The organism is Marinobacter manganoxydans MnI7-9 (genome assembly GCF_000235625.1).
Taxonomy (GTDB): Bacteria; Pseudomonadota; Gammaproteobacteria; order Pseudomonadales; family Oleiphilaceae; genus Marinobacter; species Marinobacter manganoxydans.
Window position 1 is genome coordinate 22568 of sequence record NZ_AGTR01000038.1, and the last position, 17122, is coordinate 39689.

Consider the following 17122-nt stretch of genomic DNA (forward strand, 5'->3'; position numbering starts at 1 on the left):
GGAGGAAGAGGCATCATGAAAGTAAAACGGTTTTTTGCTCAGACCATGGCAGAGGCGCTCAAGCAGGTCAGTGAACAGATGGGGCCGGACGCCGTGATCCTTTCCAATCGTCGGGTCGACGGCGGTGTCGAAATTGTGACTGCGCTGGACTATGACGAGAATATGGCGCGCCAGCGACTGGGCAACCAGGCAGAAGAAGCCACCAACGGGTCCCGCTTGGCCGAGATGCAGGCCGACCAGCACAGGCGTCTTGAGGACGAGCTGAGCCGGTCCCGGGACCGCATCCGTGAAGTACGGGAAAAGCGGGCATCGCAGGGCGCGAGCTACGCCGGTTCGTTCGCTGCCATTCAGGAAGAGGTGAGCGGTGGTTTTGGTGATATTGAACCTCTGCCACAGGCGCCGAGGGAAGCCTATTCCGATGAGCTGGCGCAGATGCGGGCCGAGATCAGCTCGCTCAGAGACATGATGCAGGGCCGTCGGCCGCAACCGGAGCCGGAGGTTTCTGCGACCACCGCCGTGCAGCAGAGGCTTGCCGAGCGCTTGCAGGAGTTCGGCCTCGGCAGTGATCTGGCGGGGTCAATTTCCCGTCGTCACAAGGCGGGGCGTCTGGAAGACGGTTGGAAGCAGTCCCTGAAAATACTGTGTACCGGGGTCCGGACCTCCCGCATGGAGTGGCTGGATGAGGGCGGCGCCTACGCGTTGGTGGGGCCGACAGGGTCCGGGAAAACCACCACCATCGGAAAACTCGCCGCTCGCTACGTGCTCAAACACGGTTCCGACTCGGTGGCACTGGTGACCACCGACCGTTACCGTGTGGCAGCTCATGAGCAGCTGTTTGTTTTCGGGCGCATCCTGAATGTGCCCGTTCGTGTGGTAGACGAGAGCCACAGTCTCGACGATATTCTGGACGAGCTGTCAGACCGTCACCTGGTACTGATCGATACCGCCGGGCTGACCAGCGCGGACAAAGGCTATCAGGAACAGCTGGCCGAACTGGCGCGCAGCCATCACAATATCAAAACGCATCTGGTAGTCTCGGCAACGAGTCAGCCGCGCATCATGAAATCCGTCTGGCATTGCTATAAGATGGCAAATCTTGCGGGCTGTGTGATGACCAAGATTGATGAAGCCCTCACGCTGGGTGAATCTCTCGGCTTTGTGATGGAAACCGGTCTGCCGGTAGCCTATTACACAGACGGCCAGAAGATTCCTGAAGACCTGCACCACGCAGAAGCAGTTCCGCTGGTGCGGTTGGCCGTGGACCGGCTTAAAACACTCCAGCAACAGCAGGCGGTCGCAGAGGGGGCCTGAACTCATGAACCCCGGACCGGACAAACAAACAGTGAGCGTCCGAACAACAGCCCCCGGCTAGACGTGGCGAGAGACAAAAAACAGTATGAGCAAAGCACAACCGGTACAGGTGATTGCAGTTTCCGGCGGTAAAGGTGGAGTCGGCAAAAGTAACGTGTCGGTGAACCTCGGAATCGCCCTGGCGCAGAAAGGCCGGAGAGTGGTGCTGCTCGACGCCGACCTGGGGCTGGCCAATATCGACGTATTGCTTGGCATTACCGCCAACCGTAACCTCCAGGATGTTCTGGCGGGCGACTGTGATCTCAAGGACGTTCTGGTGAATGGTCCCGGCGGCATCAAGATTGTTCCTGCCTCTTCCGGTACCCAGAGAATGACCCAGCTCAGCCCCATGGAGCATGCCGGGCTGATTAACGCGTTCAGCGAGCTGGGGGATCAGATTGATGTCCTGATCGTGGATACCGCTGCCGGTATTTCCGAGTCAGTGGTCAGTTTTCTGAGAGCGTCGCAGGAGCTGCTGCTGGTTGTCTGCGACGAGCCGACCTCGATCACCGATGCCTATGCCCTGATCAAGCTGATGAACCGTGATTATGGAACCAACCGCTTCCGTATTCTTGCCAATCAGGTCCGGAATGAGCAGGAAGGCCGGCATCTGTTTGAAAAACTGACCCGGGTCACCGAGCGCTTCCTCGATGTGGCACTACAATACGTAGGAATAGTCCCCTACGATGAGGCCGTGAAGAAAGCAGTTCAGCGGCAGCGTGCGGTGCTGGACGCCTATCCCAGGGCGAAAGCTTCACTGGCCATCAAGGCGCTGGCGGACAAGGTAGATAGCTGGCCGTTGCCGTCCTCTCCCCGCGGGCATCTGGAATTTTTTGTGGAGCGGCTCGTCGAAGTCTGAATCGGATCCAGTCAAACAAAAAACCGGATACATGACATTGGCGAAAAACCTCGGAATCTATAACCAGTCAAGTGCGCAGAAGCCGGCTCAGCTTATTGAGCAGCACGCGCCGCTGGTCAAGAAAATTGCCCTTCACCTGATGGCTCGCCTGCCGGCGTCCGTCCAGCTTGAAGACCTGATGCAGGCCGGCATGATCGGTCTGCTCGAGGCCGCACAGCGTTACAGTTCTACCAAAGGTGCTACCTTCGAGACTTACGCCGGTATCCGTATTCGCGGCGCCATGGTGGACGAAATCCGCAAGGGTGACTGGGTGCCACGTTCTGTTCATCGCAACGCCCGTCGCATTTCCCAGGCCATCAAGGCCGTTGAAGATAGACTTGGCCGCGAAGCCCACGACCAGGAAGTGGCCGAAGAGCTGGGTATGGGGCTGCCCGAATACCACTCCTACCTTTCCGGTTCCAACAGCGGTCGACTTTTTAGCCTCGACGAGCTCAATGAATCCGGAGAGCTGCCGATAGAACAGACAGAGACGCAGGATAATCCCCTTGAGGGGTTGTCCTCCGATGCCTTCCGGCGGAGCCTCGCTGAGGCGATTGAAGACCTGCCGGAGCGGGAAAAGCTGGTGTTGAGCCTTTACTACCAGGAAGAACTGAACCTCAAGGAGATTGGCGCGGTGCTCGGCGTCAGTGAGAGCAGGGTAAGCCAGATTCACAGCCAGGCAGCCCTGCGCCTTCGGGGACGGCTCTCGGATTGGCGTCAGGAATCGGACAACTGACCGCGTTCAGTCTGTGTCGCCAACGAGGTAGTCTGTAGTTTTTGGTAACCGATGCTTTACAACCGAAGCAAAGGTCCGACAATAAGCGGTTAAAACAGCGGCCTGCTAGACTTTGAACGCAAAGGTCAAACGAATTCCGGGTGTTACTAACTGGAGGTCCCATTGGACAAAAACATGAAAATCCTCATTGTGGACGACTTCTCCACAATGCGACGGATCATCAAGAACCTGCTGCGTGATCTTGGCTTCACCAACACCGATGAAGCTGACGACGGCAACACGGCACTGCCAATGCTCAAAAGCGGCAAATACGATTTTCTGGTGACCGACTGGAACATGCCTGGCATGTCAGGCTTCGACCTGCTCAAGGCCGTTCGGGCGGACGAGAATCTGAAAACCCTGCCGGTATTGATGGTAACTGCTGAGGCCAAGCGCGACCAGATCGTTGCCGCTGCCCAGGCAGGCGTAAACGGGTATGTGGTCAAGCCGTTCACCGCTGCCGTGCTCAAGGAAAAGATTGAGAAAATCTTTGAAAGAATCCAGTAACCAGAGGTCGGATGGCTCTCATGAGCGATAGCAAAAAGAACCATCGGGGCCTTGAACCGGAGGTGACGGAAAAGCTCCAGCGGCAGGCAGCGGAACTGGCCGAGAGTGTTGATGCGGGTGATTATGCCAAAGCCATGACCCTGATCAATGAACTCAGCGAAGTCAGGGATCAGGGTCTGTACCGTGAGGTAGGGCGGCTGACGCGGAGCCTGCACGAAGCAATCCGGAACTTCCAGATTGATCCCCGTAACGCCGAGCAACAGGAAGCACTGTCAAAGATGACAGATGCCTCTGATCGTCTCGAATACGTTGTGCAGATGACCGGTGAAGCAGCCAACCGGACCATGGACCTGGTTGAGGAAACCATGCCGGTGGCCAATGCCCTCAGAGACGAGGCCGCCGCGTTGCGTGATGAGTGGCAGCGCCTGCGTCGCCGGGAAATGCAGCCGGCTGAGTTTCGCGAGCTGTACGGCCGGATTGATCGCTTTTTTGTCAGCATGGCAACCGATGCCGACACCATGTACAGCAACCTGTCGGAAATCCTGCTGGCTCAGGATTATCAGGATCTGACAGGTCAGGTCATCCAGAAGGTCACCGCCCTTGTGAAAGAGGTTGAGGAGCAGATGCTCAGCCTGGTGGTGATGGCCAGTCATGTGGACCAGCTCACGGGCACGGTGCACCAGATTGAAGAAAAAGAAGAGTCTGCAGAGAAGGGCGTCGGGCCCCAGATCAAGGCCGATGAGCGTGAAGATGTAGTTTCGGGGCAGGACGACGTAGACGACCTGTTGTCCAGTCTCGGTTTCTGAATAATGAGGGTAACGCATGGCGTTTGATGCTGATGAAGAGATTTTGCAGGACTTCCTCGTAGAAGCCGGCGAGATCCTCGAAAAGCTGTCAGAGCAGTTGGTAGATCTTGAGCGACATCCTGACGACAGTGATCTGCTCAACGCCATCTTCCGTGGTTTCCATACCGTGAAAGGCGGAGCCGGCTTCCTTCAGCTTGAAGCGCTGGTGAACTGCTGCCATTCCGCGGAAAACGTTTTCGACATCTTGCGTAATCACAAGCGCAAGGTGGATTCCGAACTGATGGACGTGGTTCTAGAAGCACTCGACTACGTCAATGCCATGTTTGAGCAGGTCCGCAATCATGAGGAGCTGACACCGGCTCCGGACGAACTTATTGCCCGTCTGGATGCCCTGGCCCAGCCTGAAGGCGAGGGGGCACCGGCCGCTGCCGCTCAACCTGAGCAGGAAGAGAGCGAACCGGCAGAAGACGGTGGCGACATCACCGACGACGAGTTCGAACAGCTTCTGGACGCACTGCAGGACGAGAAATCAGCGGAGGTTTCCTCGGCTTCGAGCGCCGGATCGGCCGGCGGTGACCAGGAAAGTTCTGGAGACGACGAAATAACCGACGACGAATTCGAAGCGCTACTGGACCAACTGCACGGAAAAGGTCAGTTTGCCGGTGCGCCAGCTGGCGAGGAAGAGGCTTCTGGTAAAGAAGAAAAGCCGGCTGCCAAGGCCGGATCTGCTGGCGGCGACGACCTGATCACCGACGACGAATTCGAGAAACTGCTGGACGATCTTCACGGCAAGGGCGGAAGCCCGACCGCGGGCGGAGAGCCTTCAGCCTCGAAAGAGCCTGCAGCTCCAAAACAGCCCTCAGCGCCGAAACAGCCTGCATCTTCAAAAGAGCCGGCTTCACCGAAAGCAAACACGTCAAAGCCCGAAAAATCGAAGCCGGCCGAGAAGCCGGAGGCCAAAGGCGCTGCCGCACCGGCGATGCCTGCTCGCGAGAATGCCCCGGCCGCGGAAACGACGGTTCGTGTCGACACCAAGCGGCTCGATGACATCATGAATATGGTGGGTGAGCTGGTGCTGGTGCGTAACCGCTTGCAGCGTCTGGGTGCTGAAAGTGAAGACGAACACATGCACAAGGCGGTATCCAACCTGGATGTGGTTACGACTGATCTCCAGTCCGCCGTCATGCAGACCCGCATGCAGCCGATCAAAAAGGTGTTCGGCAGGTTCCCCCGCGTTGTGCGCGATCTCGCCAGAAACCTCAAGAAAGAGGTGAACCTGGTGATGCATGGCGAGGAAACCGATCTGGACAAGAACCTGGTTGAAGCGCTGTCTGATCCGCTGGTTCACCTGGTGCGGAATTCGGTGGACCACGGGATCGAGGCTCCGGAAGTCCGCGAGAAGGCCGGGAAGCCACGCCAGGGCACGGTTACCCTCTCTGCCGAGCAGGAGGGAGACCATATTCTGCTGTTTATCGAGGATGACGGCGCGGGCATGGATCCGGAAGTCCTGCGCCGCAAAGCAGTCGAAAAGGGTATCTACGACCAGGACGCCGCGGACCGGCTGACCAATTCGGAGTGTTACAACCTTATTTTTGCCGCCGGATTCTCCACCAAGGAGCAGATTTCGGATGTGTCCGGACGTGGCGTCGGCATGGATGTGGTGAAAACCAAGATTGGCCAGCTCAATGGCCAGTTGAGCATCGAATCCGAGCTGGGCAAGGGCTCTCGCATTGTCATCAAGGTTCCGCTGACGCTCGCCATCATGCCCACCCTGATGATCATGCTGGGCGATCAATCCTTTGCGTTGCCGCTGGTCAACGTGGTCGAGATTTTCCATCTGGACCTGACCAAGACCAACATCGTCGATGGGCGCGAGTGCATTGTGGTTCGGGATAAAGTCTTCCCGCTATTCCATATCAAGCGCTGGCTGGTTCGTGGCGGTGCTGGCCAGGAGGTGCCCGATAACGCCCATGTTGTCATTGTGGCCATGGGTACCAAGCAGGTCGGGTTCGTGGTCGACCAGCTGGTTGGTCAGGAAGAAGTGGTTATCAAGCCCCTTGGGCGAGCGCTCCAGGGTACGCCAGGCATGGCCGGTGCCACTATTACCGGCGATGGCCGGATTGCACTCATTATTGATGTGCCAAGCCTGTTGCAACATTACGGTTGAGCCGGGCCTTCCGGCGCTTTTTGCCAGAGAAGGCCGAAGAACGATGGATTGGGTAGGAGAAGTGGATGACAGTTTCTGTCCTGGTCGTTGACGATTCAGGGTTTTTTCGCAAGCGGCTGACGGAAATCCTGACCAGCTCCGGCCAGATCAAAGTGGTAGGTGCTGCGACCAATGGTCGGGAAGGCGTTGAGCTGGCCGAGAAACTGCGTCCCGACGTGATTACCATGGATTATGAGATGCCCGTGATGGATGGCATCTCTGCCGTGCGCGAAATCATGCGCAAACATCCGATACCGGTGCTCATGTTCTCATCGCTCACCTATGAGGGCGCCCGGGTCACACTGGATGCGCTCGAGGCCGGCGCCGTTGATTTTCTGCCCAAGAATTTCGAAGAAATTGCCCGGGACAACAGTCAGCTTCAGAAAATCTTGATTGAGCGGATTCTGGATGTAGCCCGCAGTCGTCCCGGCAACCGTTCTCCTGCGCCTTCCCGCGCGGAACCTTCAGCTCCGGCCTCCCGGGCGCCGGAGCCTGCAGGGCGCCCGCGTCCGGAACCAGCACCGCGTCAGCGTCCTGACACCCGGGCTCCGGCAGCGTCGGCAGGTTCTCCGGGCGAAACCGAGGCCCCCAGGCGCCATGGCCGCCGTGGGCCGGCCAAGCATTACGCCGTTGTTGGCATTGGTACTTCAACCGGCGGCCCGGTTGCCCTGCAGCGGGTACTGACGGTGTTGCCCGCGACCTTCCCGGCACCGATTGTTCTGGTGCAGCATATGCCGGCGAGTTTTACGCCTGCCTTCGCCGAACGCCTTAACAAGCTCTGCCGGATTGAAGTCCGGCAGGCTGAGGATGGTGATGTGTTGCGGCCCGGCCTGGCTTTGCTGGCGCCCGGCGGCAAACAGATGATGGTCGAGAATCGGGGCGGACAGCCCAGGATCCGTATTCTGCCCGGAGACGAGCGGCTCAATTACAAACCCTGCGTGGACGTTACCTTCGGTTCTCTTGCCCGCAGCTTTCCGGGCAAGACGCTGGGCGTCATTCTTACCGGGATGGGCTCGGACGGCAAAGAAGGCTGTCGGATGATGAAGCAGAGCGGTTCCGATATATGGTCCCAGGATGAAAAATCGTCTGTGATCTACGGCATGCCGATGGCCGTCGCCAAGGCAGGGCTGACGGATGATGTATTGTCCCTGGACGAGATCGGGCCACGCCTCGCGGAAGGTGTGTGCTGATGGATATCCTGAGCCTGCTCGGGGTCATACTGGCCTTTGCCGCAATTCTTGGCGGTAACCTGCTGGAAGGCGGAGCGGTTGGCTCACTGTTTAATGGGCCGGCGGCCATCATCGTCATCGGTGGCACTCTGGCCGCGACTATCCTGCAGACCTCGTGGCCCATGCTGAAGCGGGCTTTCACTCAGGTGCGCTGGGTCTTTTTCCCGCCGTTTATCAACCTTGAAGACGGTATCGGAAAAGTCATTGACTGGAGTGTAAAAGCTCGCAAGCAGGGCTTGCTAGGCCTTGAAGGGCTTGCCGAGCGCGAGCCGGAGCCCTTTGCCCGCAAGGGGTTGCAGTTGCTGGTCGACGGTGCCGAAACCGAGACCATCAGGGGCATCATGGAAGTTGATCTGGAATCCCGTGAGCAGAGGGATCTGGAGTCGGCCAAGGTGTTCGAGGCCATGGGTGGTTACTCGCCAACCATCGGCATTATCGGGGCTGTCATGGGCCTGATCCAGGTGATGACCAACCTTGAGGATCCCCAATCCCTGGGTAGCGGGATCGCAACCGCCTTTGTAGCCACCATCTACGGTGTGGCGCTGGCCAACCTCCTGTTCTTCCCGGTCGCTAACAAGATGCGCGGTATCGTGCGGGAGCGCACCCGCTATGAGGACATGATGATCGATGGCCTGATTGCCATCGCCGAGGGTGAAAACCCGAAATCCATCGAATTGCGGCTGCGGGGCTTCCTGCAGTAAGCATGCGCAGGCCAACTTATGCGGCGCCGTAGGCAACCCCAGGATGATCTGCACAACAAGGAGCGGTGGCTGATTTCCTACGCGGATTTCATCACCCTGCTGTTCGCCTTTTTCGTCGTGATGTACTCGGTATCGTCCGTTAACGAAGGCAAATACAAAGTCCTTTCTGAAACCCTGACCGGCGTGTTCAATGCACCCCAGCGCTCCTTCCAGCCAATCGAGATTGGCGACCAGCCCCAGAGATCGCTGAATGCGCCTGCCGAGAACGTAATCCCGCCGGCGGTGACCGAAGCGCCCCGAAATCCGGAGATGGACGCGCAGGCGCGGACCGAAGCGCTGCGAGCCATGGCTGACCAGCTTTCCATGGAGTTTGATGAGCTGATCAACCAGGGCGTGGTGTCGCTTGAGACCAGCGACCAGTGGCTGGAGCTGAATCTGCCCAACAGTCTGTTGTTTGGCAGCGGCGATGCCGAGCCCCATTACGATGCGTTCGAGGTGGTCGAGAAAATCGCCACGGTTCTGAACAACCGGGACAACGCTGTCAAAGTGGAAGGCTTCACCGATAATCAGCCGATCAGTACCTCCCGTTTTCCGTCAAACTGGGAATTGTCAGCCGCCCGGGCGGCTGCCATGGTCCGGATGCTGGTGATGGAGGGCATCGAGCCGGAACGTCTGGCGGCTGTCGGCTATGGCCAGTATCAGCCGGTTGCCCGGAATGACACTGAGGAAGGGCGCCGCAGAAACCGCCGGGTGGTATTGCTGATCTCCCGTGACGCCAGTATTCGCGGTGCCATGCGCTGACCCGATCGTCGGCAGATGCGTATAGAGCCATTGGCATGGTTCCTGTATTACTCCCCGTTAACAATAAGGCGCCGGCAACAGCTTGCCGGATTTTCCGAGGACTGGTTCAAGTTGCCCGCGGAATGGCCGATAAACGGGACTGTGGCAACGGTTAATTGCCGGCCACACCGATGTATTCTCTGGAGAATCAAAGCGTGCGAATCTGGGCAGTAGCCAATCAAAAAGGTGGTGTCGGTAAAACCACGAGTGTGGTCGCCCTGGGCGGCTTGCTTGCCGAACGCGGCAAGCGTGTTCTCGTTGTGGATCTGGACCCGCATGGCTCGCTCACCAGCTGGTTCGGTTACGATCCGGATACAATCGCGCACAGTGTTTTCGACCTGTTCCAGCACCAGGGCAAGGTTCCGGAAGGGCTACCCGCCCAACTGATTACGGAGACCAGCTGCAAGGGCCTGTCCCTTTTGCCGGCGAGTGCAGCCCTGGCTACCCTTGAGCGACGAATGATCGGCGTGGAAGGCATGGGGCTGATCATTTCCCGGGCCCTGACTCAGCTTTGGGACGACTTTGATTATGTCCTGCTCGACAATACTCCCTCTCTGGGGGTTCTGATGGTTAACGCCCTTGCGGCAGCCCAGCATCTGATCATTCCCGTGCAAACCGAATTTCTGGCCATCAAGGGCCTGGAGCGCATGCTCCACACCCTGAAGATGATCATGCGTTCCCAGAAAAACGAACTTTCTTACACCATTGTGCCCACCTTGTATGACCGGCGGACACAGGCGTCGGTGAAAAGCCTGAACCTGTTGCGGAAGACCTACCGCGAGTCCCTCTGGCAGTTTGCGATTCCGGTGGACACCAAGTTTCGGGATGCCAGCCAGGGCGGCATAACACCGTCCGCGCTGGATGCCGAAACCCATGGTGTCCGCGCCTACAGCCATCTGCTGGATGATCTCATGGCCCGGGTGGGCAGGGTGAAGGAGCGTCAGCATGGCTGACGATAAATTGACACGGCTGGCGGATCCGGAAACTGCCATTGCCAGTTATCTTGACGAACTGCTGCACACGGCCACTGATACGGCGCTTCGGGAGGAAATCGAAGCGCCGGAACCGGTGAAACCTGCACCTCCGGAACCGCGGGTGGCAACCCGCACGAAACCGGCATCTGTGCCAACCGTCGAAAAACCGCCGGCAAGACCTGAACCACCCAAACGGGTCCGGGAAACGCCGGCGGAACCTGAGAGGCCAGTGGTGCGACAGGTGCCGGAAGCGCCGGTGCCGAAGGCAAGGATTGAAGCTCAGCCTGCGCCGGAGCCGGCCGCGCCGCCGTCCCGCCCGGAGTGGTCAGAACAGCCCTTTGAGTGCCTCATTTTCACGGTGGCCGGTCTGCAGCTGGCGGTGCCTCTGATTCTGCTCGGTGCCATTCACCGCATTGAAGAAGAGATCCGGCCCATCCCGGGAAGTCCACGCTGGTACATGGGAATCCGCCCGGACCGGGATCAGAACCTGAGGGTGGTGGATACCGCCGAATGGATCATGGCAGGGCGGGTGCCGCCCGATGCCCGGGACAACTACCGGTTCGTGATCCGGCTGGATAACAGCGACTGGGGGCTCGCCTGTGATGACGTCGCCCAGTCCTTTACCCTCCGGCCGGACGAAGTGCGTTGGCGCACAGCCCGAAGCAAGCGTCCGTGGCTGGCCGGCACTGTGATTGACCACATGTGTGCGCTGATTGATGTGCGCACCATGGCAGACTTGCTGGTGAGGGCGGAAAGAGAGCACCATCTGGATCTGAGCTGACGCAAACAATGGTTACTGAATGAAACCGAGCCGTGCTGGCACGGTTTGTGCCCTTAACTATAGTATTGGGCACTGATGATATTTTTTTGACGATCAGGTTGCCCGCCGGGCAGCCCAAGAGGAGAAACATCGCTATGGCATCCCCGAGCGGACAAACCAATCAGGCCCAGGACGATCAGGTACTGCAGTACGTTACCTTCCGGCTGGATGATGAGACCTACGGTCTGAACGTCATGCAGATTCAGGAAGTGCTGAGATACACGGAGATTGCTCCGGTTCCGGGGGCCCCGGATTATGTGCTCGGCATCATCAACCTTCGGGGTAACGTGGTTACCGTTATCGACACCCGCCGGCGCTTTGGCCTGGCCGATGCCGAAGTAACCGATGCCACCCGGATTGTGGTTATGGAATCTGCCAACCAGGTTATGGGCATTCTGGTGGATTCTGTCGCCGAGGTGGTGTACCTGAAAGCCAGCGAAATTGAAACTGCACCGAACGTGGGTAACGAGGAAAGTGCCAAATTTATCCAGGGCGTGTGCAACAAGGATGGCGAACTGATCATTCTGGTTGAGTTCGACAAGATGCTGTCAGACCACGAGTGGGCTGAAATCGCGGCACTGTGATCCGGGGCAACCCGCTACAGGCCTCACGATGGATGCCTTCCGTGGCAATTAACGGGAGACATCCGTCATGTTTGCAGAAATTCCTTCATACCTTCCCTGGGCGCTGACTGTTGCGGCCCTGTCTCTGGTTTTCGTTCAGGGCCTGGTTCTCGGGCGCCAGGTACGTAGCCTCCGAGCAACGCTGAAAGAGCGCTGTGATACCCTTGGCCGGGAACTGCATGCCACCACCAGTGGCAGCATGGGGGTAGGGCAGCGGTTGGTTAGCTGTGAGCGTCAGTTGCACGAGCTGAGGACCACGCTCGACGAAATGCGCCAGAACGATCCGCTGCGAATCTCTTACGATGAAGCCTCTCGACTGATTGATCTCGGCGCCGATATCGACGATCTTATGAACACGTGCGGAATTTCCCGTCCCGAGGCCGAGCTGGTGTCAGCACTCAGAAAACGTCAGGCGGCCTGATACCAAGCCGTTACGGACGTTGTTGAATGAAGAGAGTCTATCCGAGGGCCCTTGAGGCCCTTCGATCTGTATCCCGCCATGATTTTGTTTCCGGTTCCGACCTGGTTGCCTCGATAACCGGCCACTCCATTCCCCGCGAAGAAACTGTCAGCCACATTCTCTCCCTGCTCCCGGAAATAGAACCGGATCAGATGGTGATGCACGTGGGCGGTGGCTCAGGCTATTTTGCCGCTGTGCTGTCCGGGCTCGCCCATCGGGTCCTGTACGTGGAGCGGAATGCCGTTGTCGCCGAGGCTGCCAGAGAGCGGTTTGTCCGTCTGGGTATGCACAATGTGGATGTCGTTGTTGCCCGTGCGGAAGAGGCGCCCGAGCCTGATCCACTCTGTGATCTCGTTTTGTGTACCTCGTTTGTCAGGGACCAGACTGCCCTGGCGCACCTGGTTCGTGAGGGGGGGCGCCTGGTGTGTCTTGAAGGGCGAGCGGGACCCGTCCCGAGCCTGGCCATGTTCGAAAAACAGGGTGCCAAGCTCAAGCGTATGCGCACCCTGGGCTGGGTCGACTTCAACCGTAACGTCGAGCAGATCCTCATTGATCAGGGTGTCGTGGACGAAGCGGTCCTGGCCGAGGCAAAGGCGGAGGCAGCGAAGCAGAATTGCCGGCTGCTGGACGTGCTCCGCCGGAAACTGAATCTTGAAGAGATTGATCTCTACCGTTCTCTTGCCCGTCAGCGGGGCATGACCTTCACCGATGCGGACGAGCTTCTGCCGGATCTCCATCCGGCGCTTTTCCGGCGATTTTCCCGAACGTTTCTGGATCTCTCACGACTGATACCCATCGCCGAGGAAGATGGTCGGATCACGGTTGTGACCGACGATCCCGATGCGCGCACTGATCAGCTCGAGCGGTTGAGTCCTAACCAGGTGGTTGACTGCCTGCTGGTTACACCGACGGACTTTCGTCGGCTCTGGTCAGCTCTTGATCTGACTGCCAAAGGGCGCCGCTTTGCAGCGGATCAGGAACCAACCCCGAACCAGGCGGCGGACCCGACTGGCAGCAAGGATCAGCTTCTGGGCAAGGATCCGAAAAACAAGCACGTCAGCCCCTATCTGGTGTCTGTCTACGAAGCCATTCTGATGGACGCTGTAAGTGAAAAAGCCAGCGACATCCATATAGAACAGTACGGTGACCGGATTCGCATTCGCCTGCGGGTGGATGGCGATCTCCATGATCTGCCCCAATACCAGTTGTCGCCCCGGGAGATCAAAGGGGTGATCAACGTGATCAAGCTGCGTGCCGAGCTGAACATCGCCGAGCACCGGCTGCCCCAGGGCGGACGTTCGCGCCTGCAACTGGGCGACATGGCCTACGATCTGCGGATCCAGACCCAGCCGTCGCTCCATGGGGAAAATGCGGTTATACGCCTGCTACCCCAGACAGGGCGTGCCATGACCATCGCCGAACTCGGCATGTCATCCATGATCGGTGCCCGCTATCAGCGACTGCTGGATAACCCGGCGGGGCTGGTGCTGGTGGTGGGGCCGACCGGCTCCGGCAAGTCCACTACCCTGTATGCCGGGCTGCAGACCCTTGCCGATGATGGCCGTCGGAAAGTGATAACGGTGGAAGATCCCATCGAGTACTCCATCGATAACATCCAGCAGACCCGGGTGCGGTCGGAAATTGGCTTTGGTTTCGCCGATGCCATGAGAGCGTTTGTCCGGGAAGATCCGGATGTGATTCTGGTGGGCGAGATTCGCGACCAGGAAACCGCGCTGGAAGCAATCCGGGCCTCCCAGACCGGGCACGTGGTCCTGTCGACGCTGCACTGCAACGACGCGGTGGATTCGTTGCAACGGCTGTACGATCTGGGCATCCACCCGAACTCCATCGCTGGTGAGCTGTTGGCCGTTATTGCCCAGCGCCTGGCCAAGCGTATCTGCAAGCATTGTCGTCAGTCTGCAGAGCCGGATCCGGTGATTCTGTCCGAGGTGTTTCCGGATGGCCCCCCGGCGGATTTTGGCTGCTTTGAAGGCGCTGGCTGCGACAAATGCAATGGTCGGGGTACCCAGGGTCGAGTGGCAATTGTCGAGTACATGGAAGTCGATTCGGACATCCGGAACGCCATTTCCAGCCAGCCGCCCATCGGGGAGCTGCGCTGGCGAGCTCTTGATGCCGGCCTGGTGACCATGCGGGACAGCGCCCTGGACCATGTGATTGAAGGCATTATTCCGCTTTCCGAACTGCCGCGGATTCTCCCGAGGCAGCGCATGGCACCGGAAGTTCGGGGCGGCCGCAGGAGTCAGGAATGAGCAACAAGCAATCTGTTAACAAGGCGGCCCAGCGGGAGCCCGTGGAGGTAGTCTACGCCGCGGAGCTGGACAAGCTCAGGAGTATGGATCATGGCCCGGTGCCACCAGGCTGGCAGATGTCGCCGCGGGCGGTGGAAAAGTTCGTCATGGGGGATGAGAAACTCGGCATTGAGCGGAAGTTCGTTGCCGACCGGGCCATGGTGGTCCGGATCATCATTTCCCTGTGCACCAGCCGCGGCTGCCTTCTGGTCGGCGAGCCGGGTACCGCCAAATCCTGGTTGTCGGAGTTGCTGGCCGCCGCCATTTCGGGAAGCTCCACGTTAACCTTGCAGGGTGGGGCGGTGAGCAGCGTCGGGCAACTGCTGTATAGCTGGAACGAAGCGGTACTGCATACCGAGGGCCCCTGCCTGAGGGCGTTGGTACCCAGCCCCTTGCTGCGGGGCATGATGGAAGGGCAAATGGTCCGGTTTGAAGAGATCGCCCGCTGCCCACAGGCGCTGCAGGATGCGCTGCTCTCTGTGCTGTCCGACAGGGTGGTGGTGATTCCCGAGCTGGCGGGCGAGGACGGTGTGGTGCTTGCGCGGGAAGGCTTTAACGTCATCGCCACGTCCAACAGTATTGATGAGGGTGTACACCGGATGAGCGCCGCCCTGAAGCGGCGCATGGACTTCGAGGAAATACGCCCGATCCGCAATCTGGCCGACGAGATGGATGTGGTTCTCCGGGAGGTTGGCAGGGCCAACAGTCGGGCCGGGATAGAGGTGGCACTTGAAGAATCGGTCATCGAGGTACTGGTGACCATGTTCCACGAGCTGCGCAATGGTCAGACACTTGATGGACGCAGTACCGACCGACTCGCCGGTTCGGCTCTTTCCGCCGCGGAAGCCGTGTCGGTCGCTCACGCGGCCAGCCTCAACGCCTGGTATTACGGTGGCGGAAGCATCACGGTTGAGCAGCTGATGCACCACATCATCGGCTCGGCCCTGAAGGACCAGCCGGAGGATCGGCGCCGGCTGCGTCATTACTTTGAAACCACGGTGGCGCCAAGGCGTGGCGACAACTGGCAGCAGGCCTGGGCGCTGCGCTCACTGATTCACTGAATCATCCGGTGCGCCGGGTTTGCGATCTTCTGGGGTGAGCCCGCGAATGTGGAAGGCAAACGCCAGGATCTCCGCAATTACCCGGTAGAGCGATTCGGGAATCTCTTCGTTCAGTGACAGGCGGGCCAGAATGCTGGCCAGCTCCGCATTTTCGTAAAGGGGAACGTTGTGCTCCCGGGCGATTCGGATGATCTCCTCCGCCAGCTCGTGGGTGCCAGTGGCGCTGATGGTGGGCGCTTTCTCACCGTCGTACTTGAGCGCAACGGCGGCCCTGCTTTGCTGTTCTGTTTCTGATGTCATGCCCGTGTATCCACCAGTCTGTGTTCGAGTCGGGTGACGCTGCTTTGCGGCGTGCCGCGGCGGCAATCCAGGTCTGTCACTTCCAGGCCCAGATCGGTTAGGCTCTGTCGCAACGCGGGAAGCTCCTGGTTCACCTGACGCAGGGTTGTCTGTTTTTCTGCCCAGACCCGGGCGCTCACTGCCTGTTGGCGAAGGGCAACATCGAAATGCAGGGAGCCAGCCTCATCCAGGTCCATGGTCAGTGAAAGCCGCCACTCGGCTGTGGTGGTTTTCGCGGATCGGGTTTCCGATTCCCGGTCTTCGGGATATTGTTCGATCCGGACCTGCGCCAGCCTCGGTTCATTCTGTGGCGTCAGCCATGGCAGATCGAGTACGAGGGTAGAGGCAGGTGCGGGCCCTGCTGCATCGCCGCCACCACGGGCAGTAAGTACCTGGCTGTGCAACTGGTTGACGGTGATCCGGTTGAGCATTCCGGCCAGCAGGCGGAGCATCTGCCCGACGCTGGGCGCTTCGCCACTGCCGGGGGCCTGGGGTGTGGCCAGTGGTTGCGGAAATTGCAGTGGCGCCTGCATCAGCTCCGGCGTTGAAATGGGTGTCAGCCGGTTGAAGTGTTCCGGTGCACTGCCCTGTTGGACAAGCAAGGCGGTGATCACTCTACCGAGCGCCAGCTTGAGATCGGGCAACTGGGCAGAGGGTGCCTGGGCCAGTCGCGACTCGGCGAACAGGCCACTTTCCGAAAGCCATTGGCGGACCTGTTGCGATGTCGTGTCCTGGCTGCCAGAACCGGGAGTCAGACTGTTCCCCGAAGGCAGCCTTGCCACCATTTGTTCAATAGCCTGCCTGGCGGCCTCCGGCAGAGGTTGGGGGCCTCGAGATGAGGGCAGTTGGCCCGGTAGCGGGTCTTGCCGGAGGCCTTGTGTGAGAGTGCCCAGCAGTCTTGCCAGTCCGGCATCCAGGGTTTGCTGCCAGGGCAGTCGCTGGGCCAGCGCTCGGGCGATACCGGCTTCGGGTGCGGGTGCCAGTTTGCCCATCAGCTGCAGCTCATTGCCGGCCCGCATCACTTTTACCCAGTCACCGGTTGCCAGTTCAGTCTTGCCGACGGCCGCCTGAACCAGAAGAGACTTGCCGCGAATGTCCAGTAACAGGTCCGCGCTGTTACCGCCCTGACGGTTGATGATCTCGGCCACCCGGGCCAGGGTGGTTTCCCGGTTCGTCAGCTGCAGCTGATCGAGCAGTTGCCGCGCTGATGCGGCCACGGGCTCC

The 17122-nt window shown here is 59.3% G+C and carries 17 protein-coding genes; 15 read left to right on the top strand and 2 right to left on the bottom strand.

Annotated elements, in window-relative coordinates:
* Nucleotides 1–15 precede the first annotated feature (15 nt).
* The 15 genes from flhF (at nucleotide 16) to KYE_RS10600 (ending at nucleotide 15559) form a co-directional block, all read left to right on the top strand.
* The gene (flhF, locus tag KYE_RS10530; RefSeq protein ID WP_008173083.1) at nucleotides 16–1311 is read left to right on the top strand and encodes a flagellar biosynthesis protein FlhF; all 1296 of its coding nucleotides are present in this window, start codon (nucleotides 16–18) and stop codon (nucleotides 1309–1311) included.
* An 85-nt stretch (nucleotides 1312–1396) separates the two neighbouring features.
* Entirely contained in the window at nucleotides 1397–2209 is an 813-nt protein-coding gene (locus KYE_RS10535; RefSeq protein WP_008173084.1) for a MinD/ParA family protein, read from the top strand.
* Nucleotides 2210–2240: 31 nt separating this feature from the next.
* Nucleotides 2241–2984, top strand: a complete 744-nt coding sequence (locus KYE_RS10540) for an RNA polymerase sigma factor FliA (RefSeq protein WP_008173085.1) — start codon at nucleotides 2241–2243, stop codon at nucleotides 2982–2984.
* 162 nt (nucleotides 2985–3146) lie between these two features.
* Entirely contained in the window at nucleotides 3147–3530 is a 384-nt protein-coding gene (cheY, locus tag KYE_RS10545; RefSeq protein ID WP_008173086.1) for a chemotaxis response regulator CheY, read from the top strand.
* A 20-nt stretch (nucleotides 3531–3550) separates the two neighbouring features.
* Nucleotides 3551–4336: a protein phosphatase CheZ gene (locus KYE_RS10550; RefSeq protein ID WP_008173087.1), complete on the top strand. Its 786-nt coding sequence runs from the start codon at nucleotides 3551–3553 to the stop codon at nucleotides 4334–4336.
* A 16-nt stretch (nucleotides 4337–4352) separates the two neighbouring features.
* Entirely contained in the window at nucleotides 4353–6503 is a 2151-nt protein-coding gene (locus tag KYE_RS10555; protein ID WP_008173088.1) for a chemotaxis protein CheA, read from the top strand.
* 65 nt (nucleotides 6504–6568) lie between these two features.
* Entirely contained in the window at nucleotides 6569–7732 is a 1164-nt protein-coding gene (gene cheB / locus KYE_RS10560; RefSeq protein WP_008173089.1) for a protein-glutamate methylesterase/protein-glutamine glutaminase, read from the top strand.
* A complete protein-coding gene (locus KYE_RS10565) occupies nucleotides 7732–8472 on the top strand; it encodes a flagellar motor protein (RefSeq protein ID WP_008173090.1) in 741 nt (246 codons plus the stop codon). Before cheB ends, KYE_RS10565 begins: the two co-directional genes overlap by 1 nt.
* 18 nt (nucleotides 8473–8490) lie before the next feature.
* A complete protein-coding gene (motD, locus tag KYE_RS10570; RefSeq protein WP_008173091.1) occupies nucleotides 8491–9273 on the top strand; it encodes a flagellar motor protein MotD in 783 nt (260 codons plus the stop codon).
* A 194-nt stretch (nucleotides 9274–9467) separates the two neighbouring features.
* On the top strand, nucleotides 9468–10265 hold the full coding sequence (locus KYE_RS10575; RefSeq protein WP_039881985.1) for a ParA family protein: 798 nt from the start codon (nucleotides 9468–9470) through the stop codon (nucleotides 10263–10265).
* Nucleotides 10258–11067, top strand: coding sequence for a chemotaxis protein CheW (locus tag KYE_RS10580; RefSeq protein ID WP_008173093.1), 810 nt, complete (start codon nucleotides 10258–10260; stop codon nucleotides 11065–11067). Before KYE_RS10575 ends, KYE_RS10580 begins: the two co-directional genes overlap by 8 nt.
* Before the next feature lie 134 nt (nucleotides 11068–11201).
* A complete protein-coding gene (locus tag KYE_RS10585) occupies nucleotides 11202–11690 on the top strand; it encodes a chemotaxis protein CheW (protein WP_008173094.1) in 489 nt (162 codons plus the stop codon).
* Between the two features lie 67 nt (nucleotides 11691–11757).
* Nucleotides 11758–12150 carry a DUF2802 domain-containing protein gene (locus KYE_RS10590; RefSeq protein ID WP_008173096.1) on the top strand — a complete coding sequence of 131 codons (393 nt, stop codon included), beginning with the start codon at nucleotides 11758–11760 and terminating at the stop codon, nucleotides 12148–12150.
* 26 nt (nucleotides 12151–12176) lie between these two features.
* Nucleotides 12177–14459 (top strand): ATPase, T2SS/T4P/T4SS family, encoded by a 2283-nt coding sequence (locus KYE_RS10595; RefSeq protein ID WP_008173097.1) that lies wholly within the window; start codon nucleotides 12177–12179, stop codon nucleotides 14457–14459.
* Nucleotides 14456–15559 (top strand): ATP-binding protein, encoded by a 1104-nt coding sequence (locus KYE_RS10600; protein WP_008173098.1) that lies wholly within the window; start codon nucleotides 14456–14458, stop codon nucleotides 15557–15559. Before KYE_RS10595 ends, KYE_RS10600 begins: the two co-directional genes overlap by 4 nt.
* On the opposite strand, the gene KYE_RS10605 is transcribed toward KYE_RS10600, so the two are convergent.
* Both KYE_RS10605 and KYE_RS10610 read right to left on the bottom strand, forming a co-directional pair.
* Nucleotides 15545–15859, bottom strand: coding sequence for an EscU/YscU/HrcU family type III secretion system export apparatus switch protein (locus KYE_RS10605; RefSeq protein WP_008173099.1), 315 nt, complete (start codon nucleotides 15857–15859; stop codon nucleotides 15545–15547). The two genes, KYE_RS10600 and KYE_RS10605, sit on opposite strands and share 15 nt — an antisense overlap.
* Entirely contained in the window at nucleotides 15856–17115 is a 1260-nt protein-coding gene (locus KYE_RS10610) for a flagellar hook-length control protein FliK (protein WP_008173100.1), read from the bottom strand. The genes KYE_RS10605 and KYE_RS10610 overlap by 4 nt, the downstream gene beginning before the upstream one ends.
* Nucleotides 17116–17122: the final 7 nt, after the last annotated feature.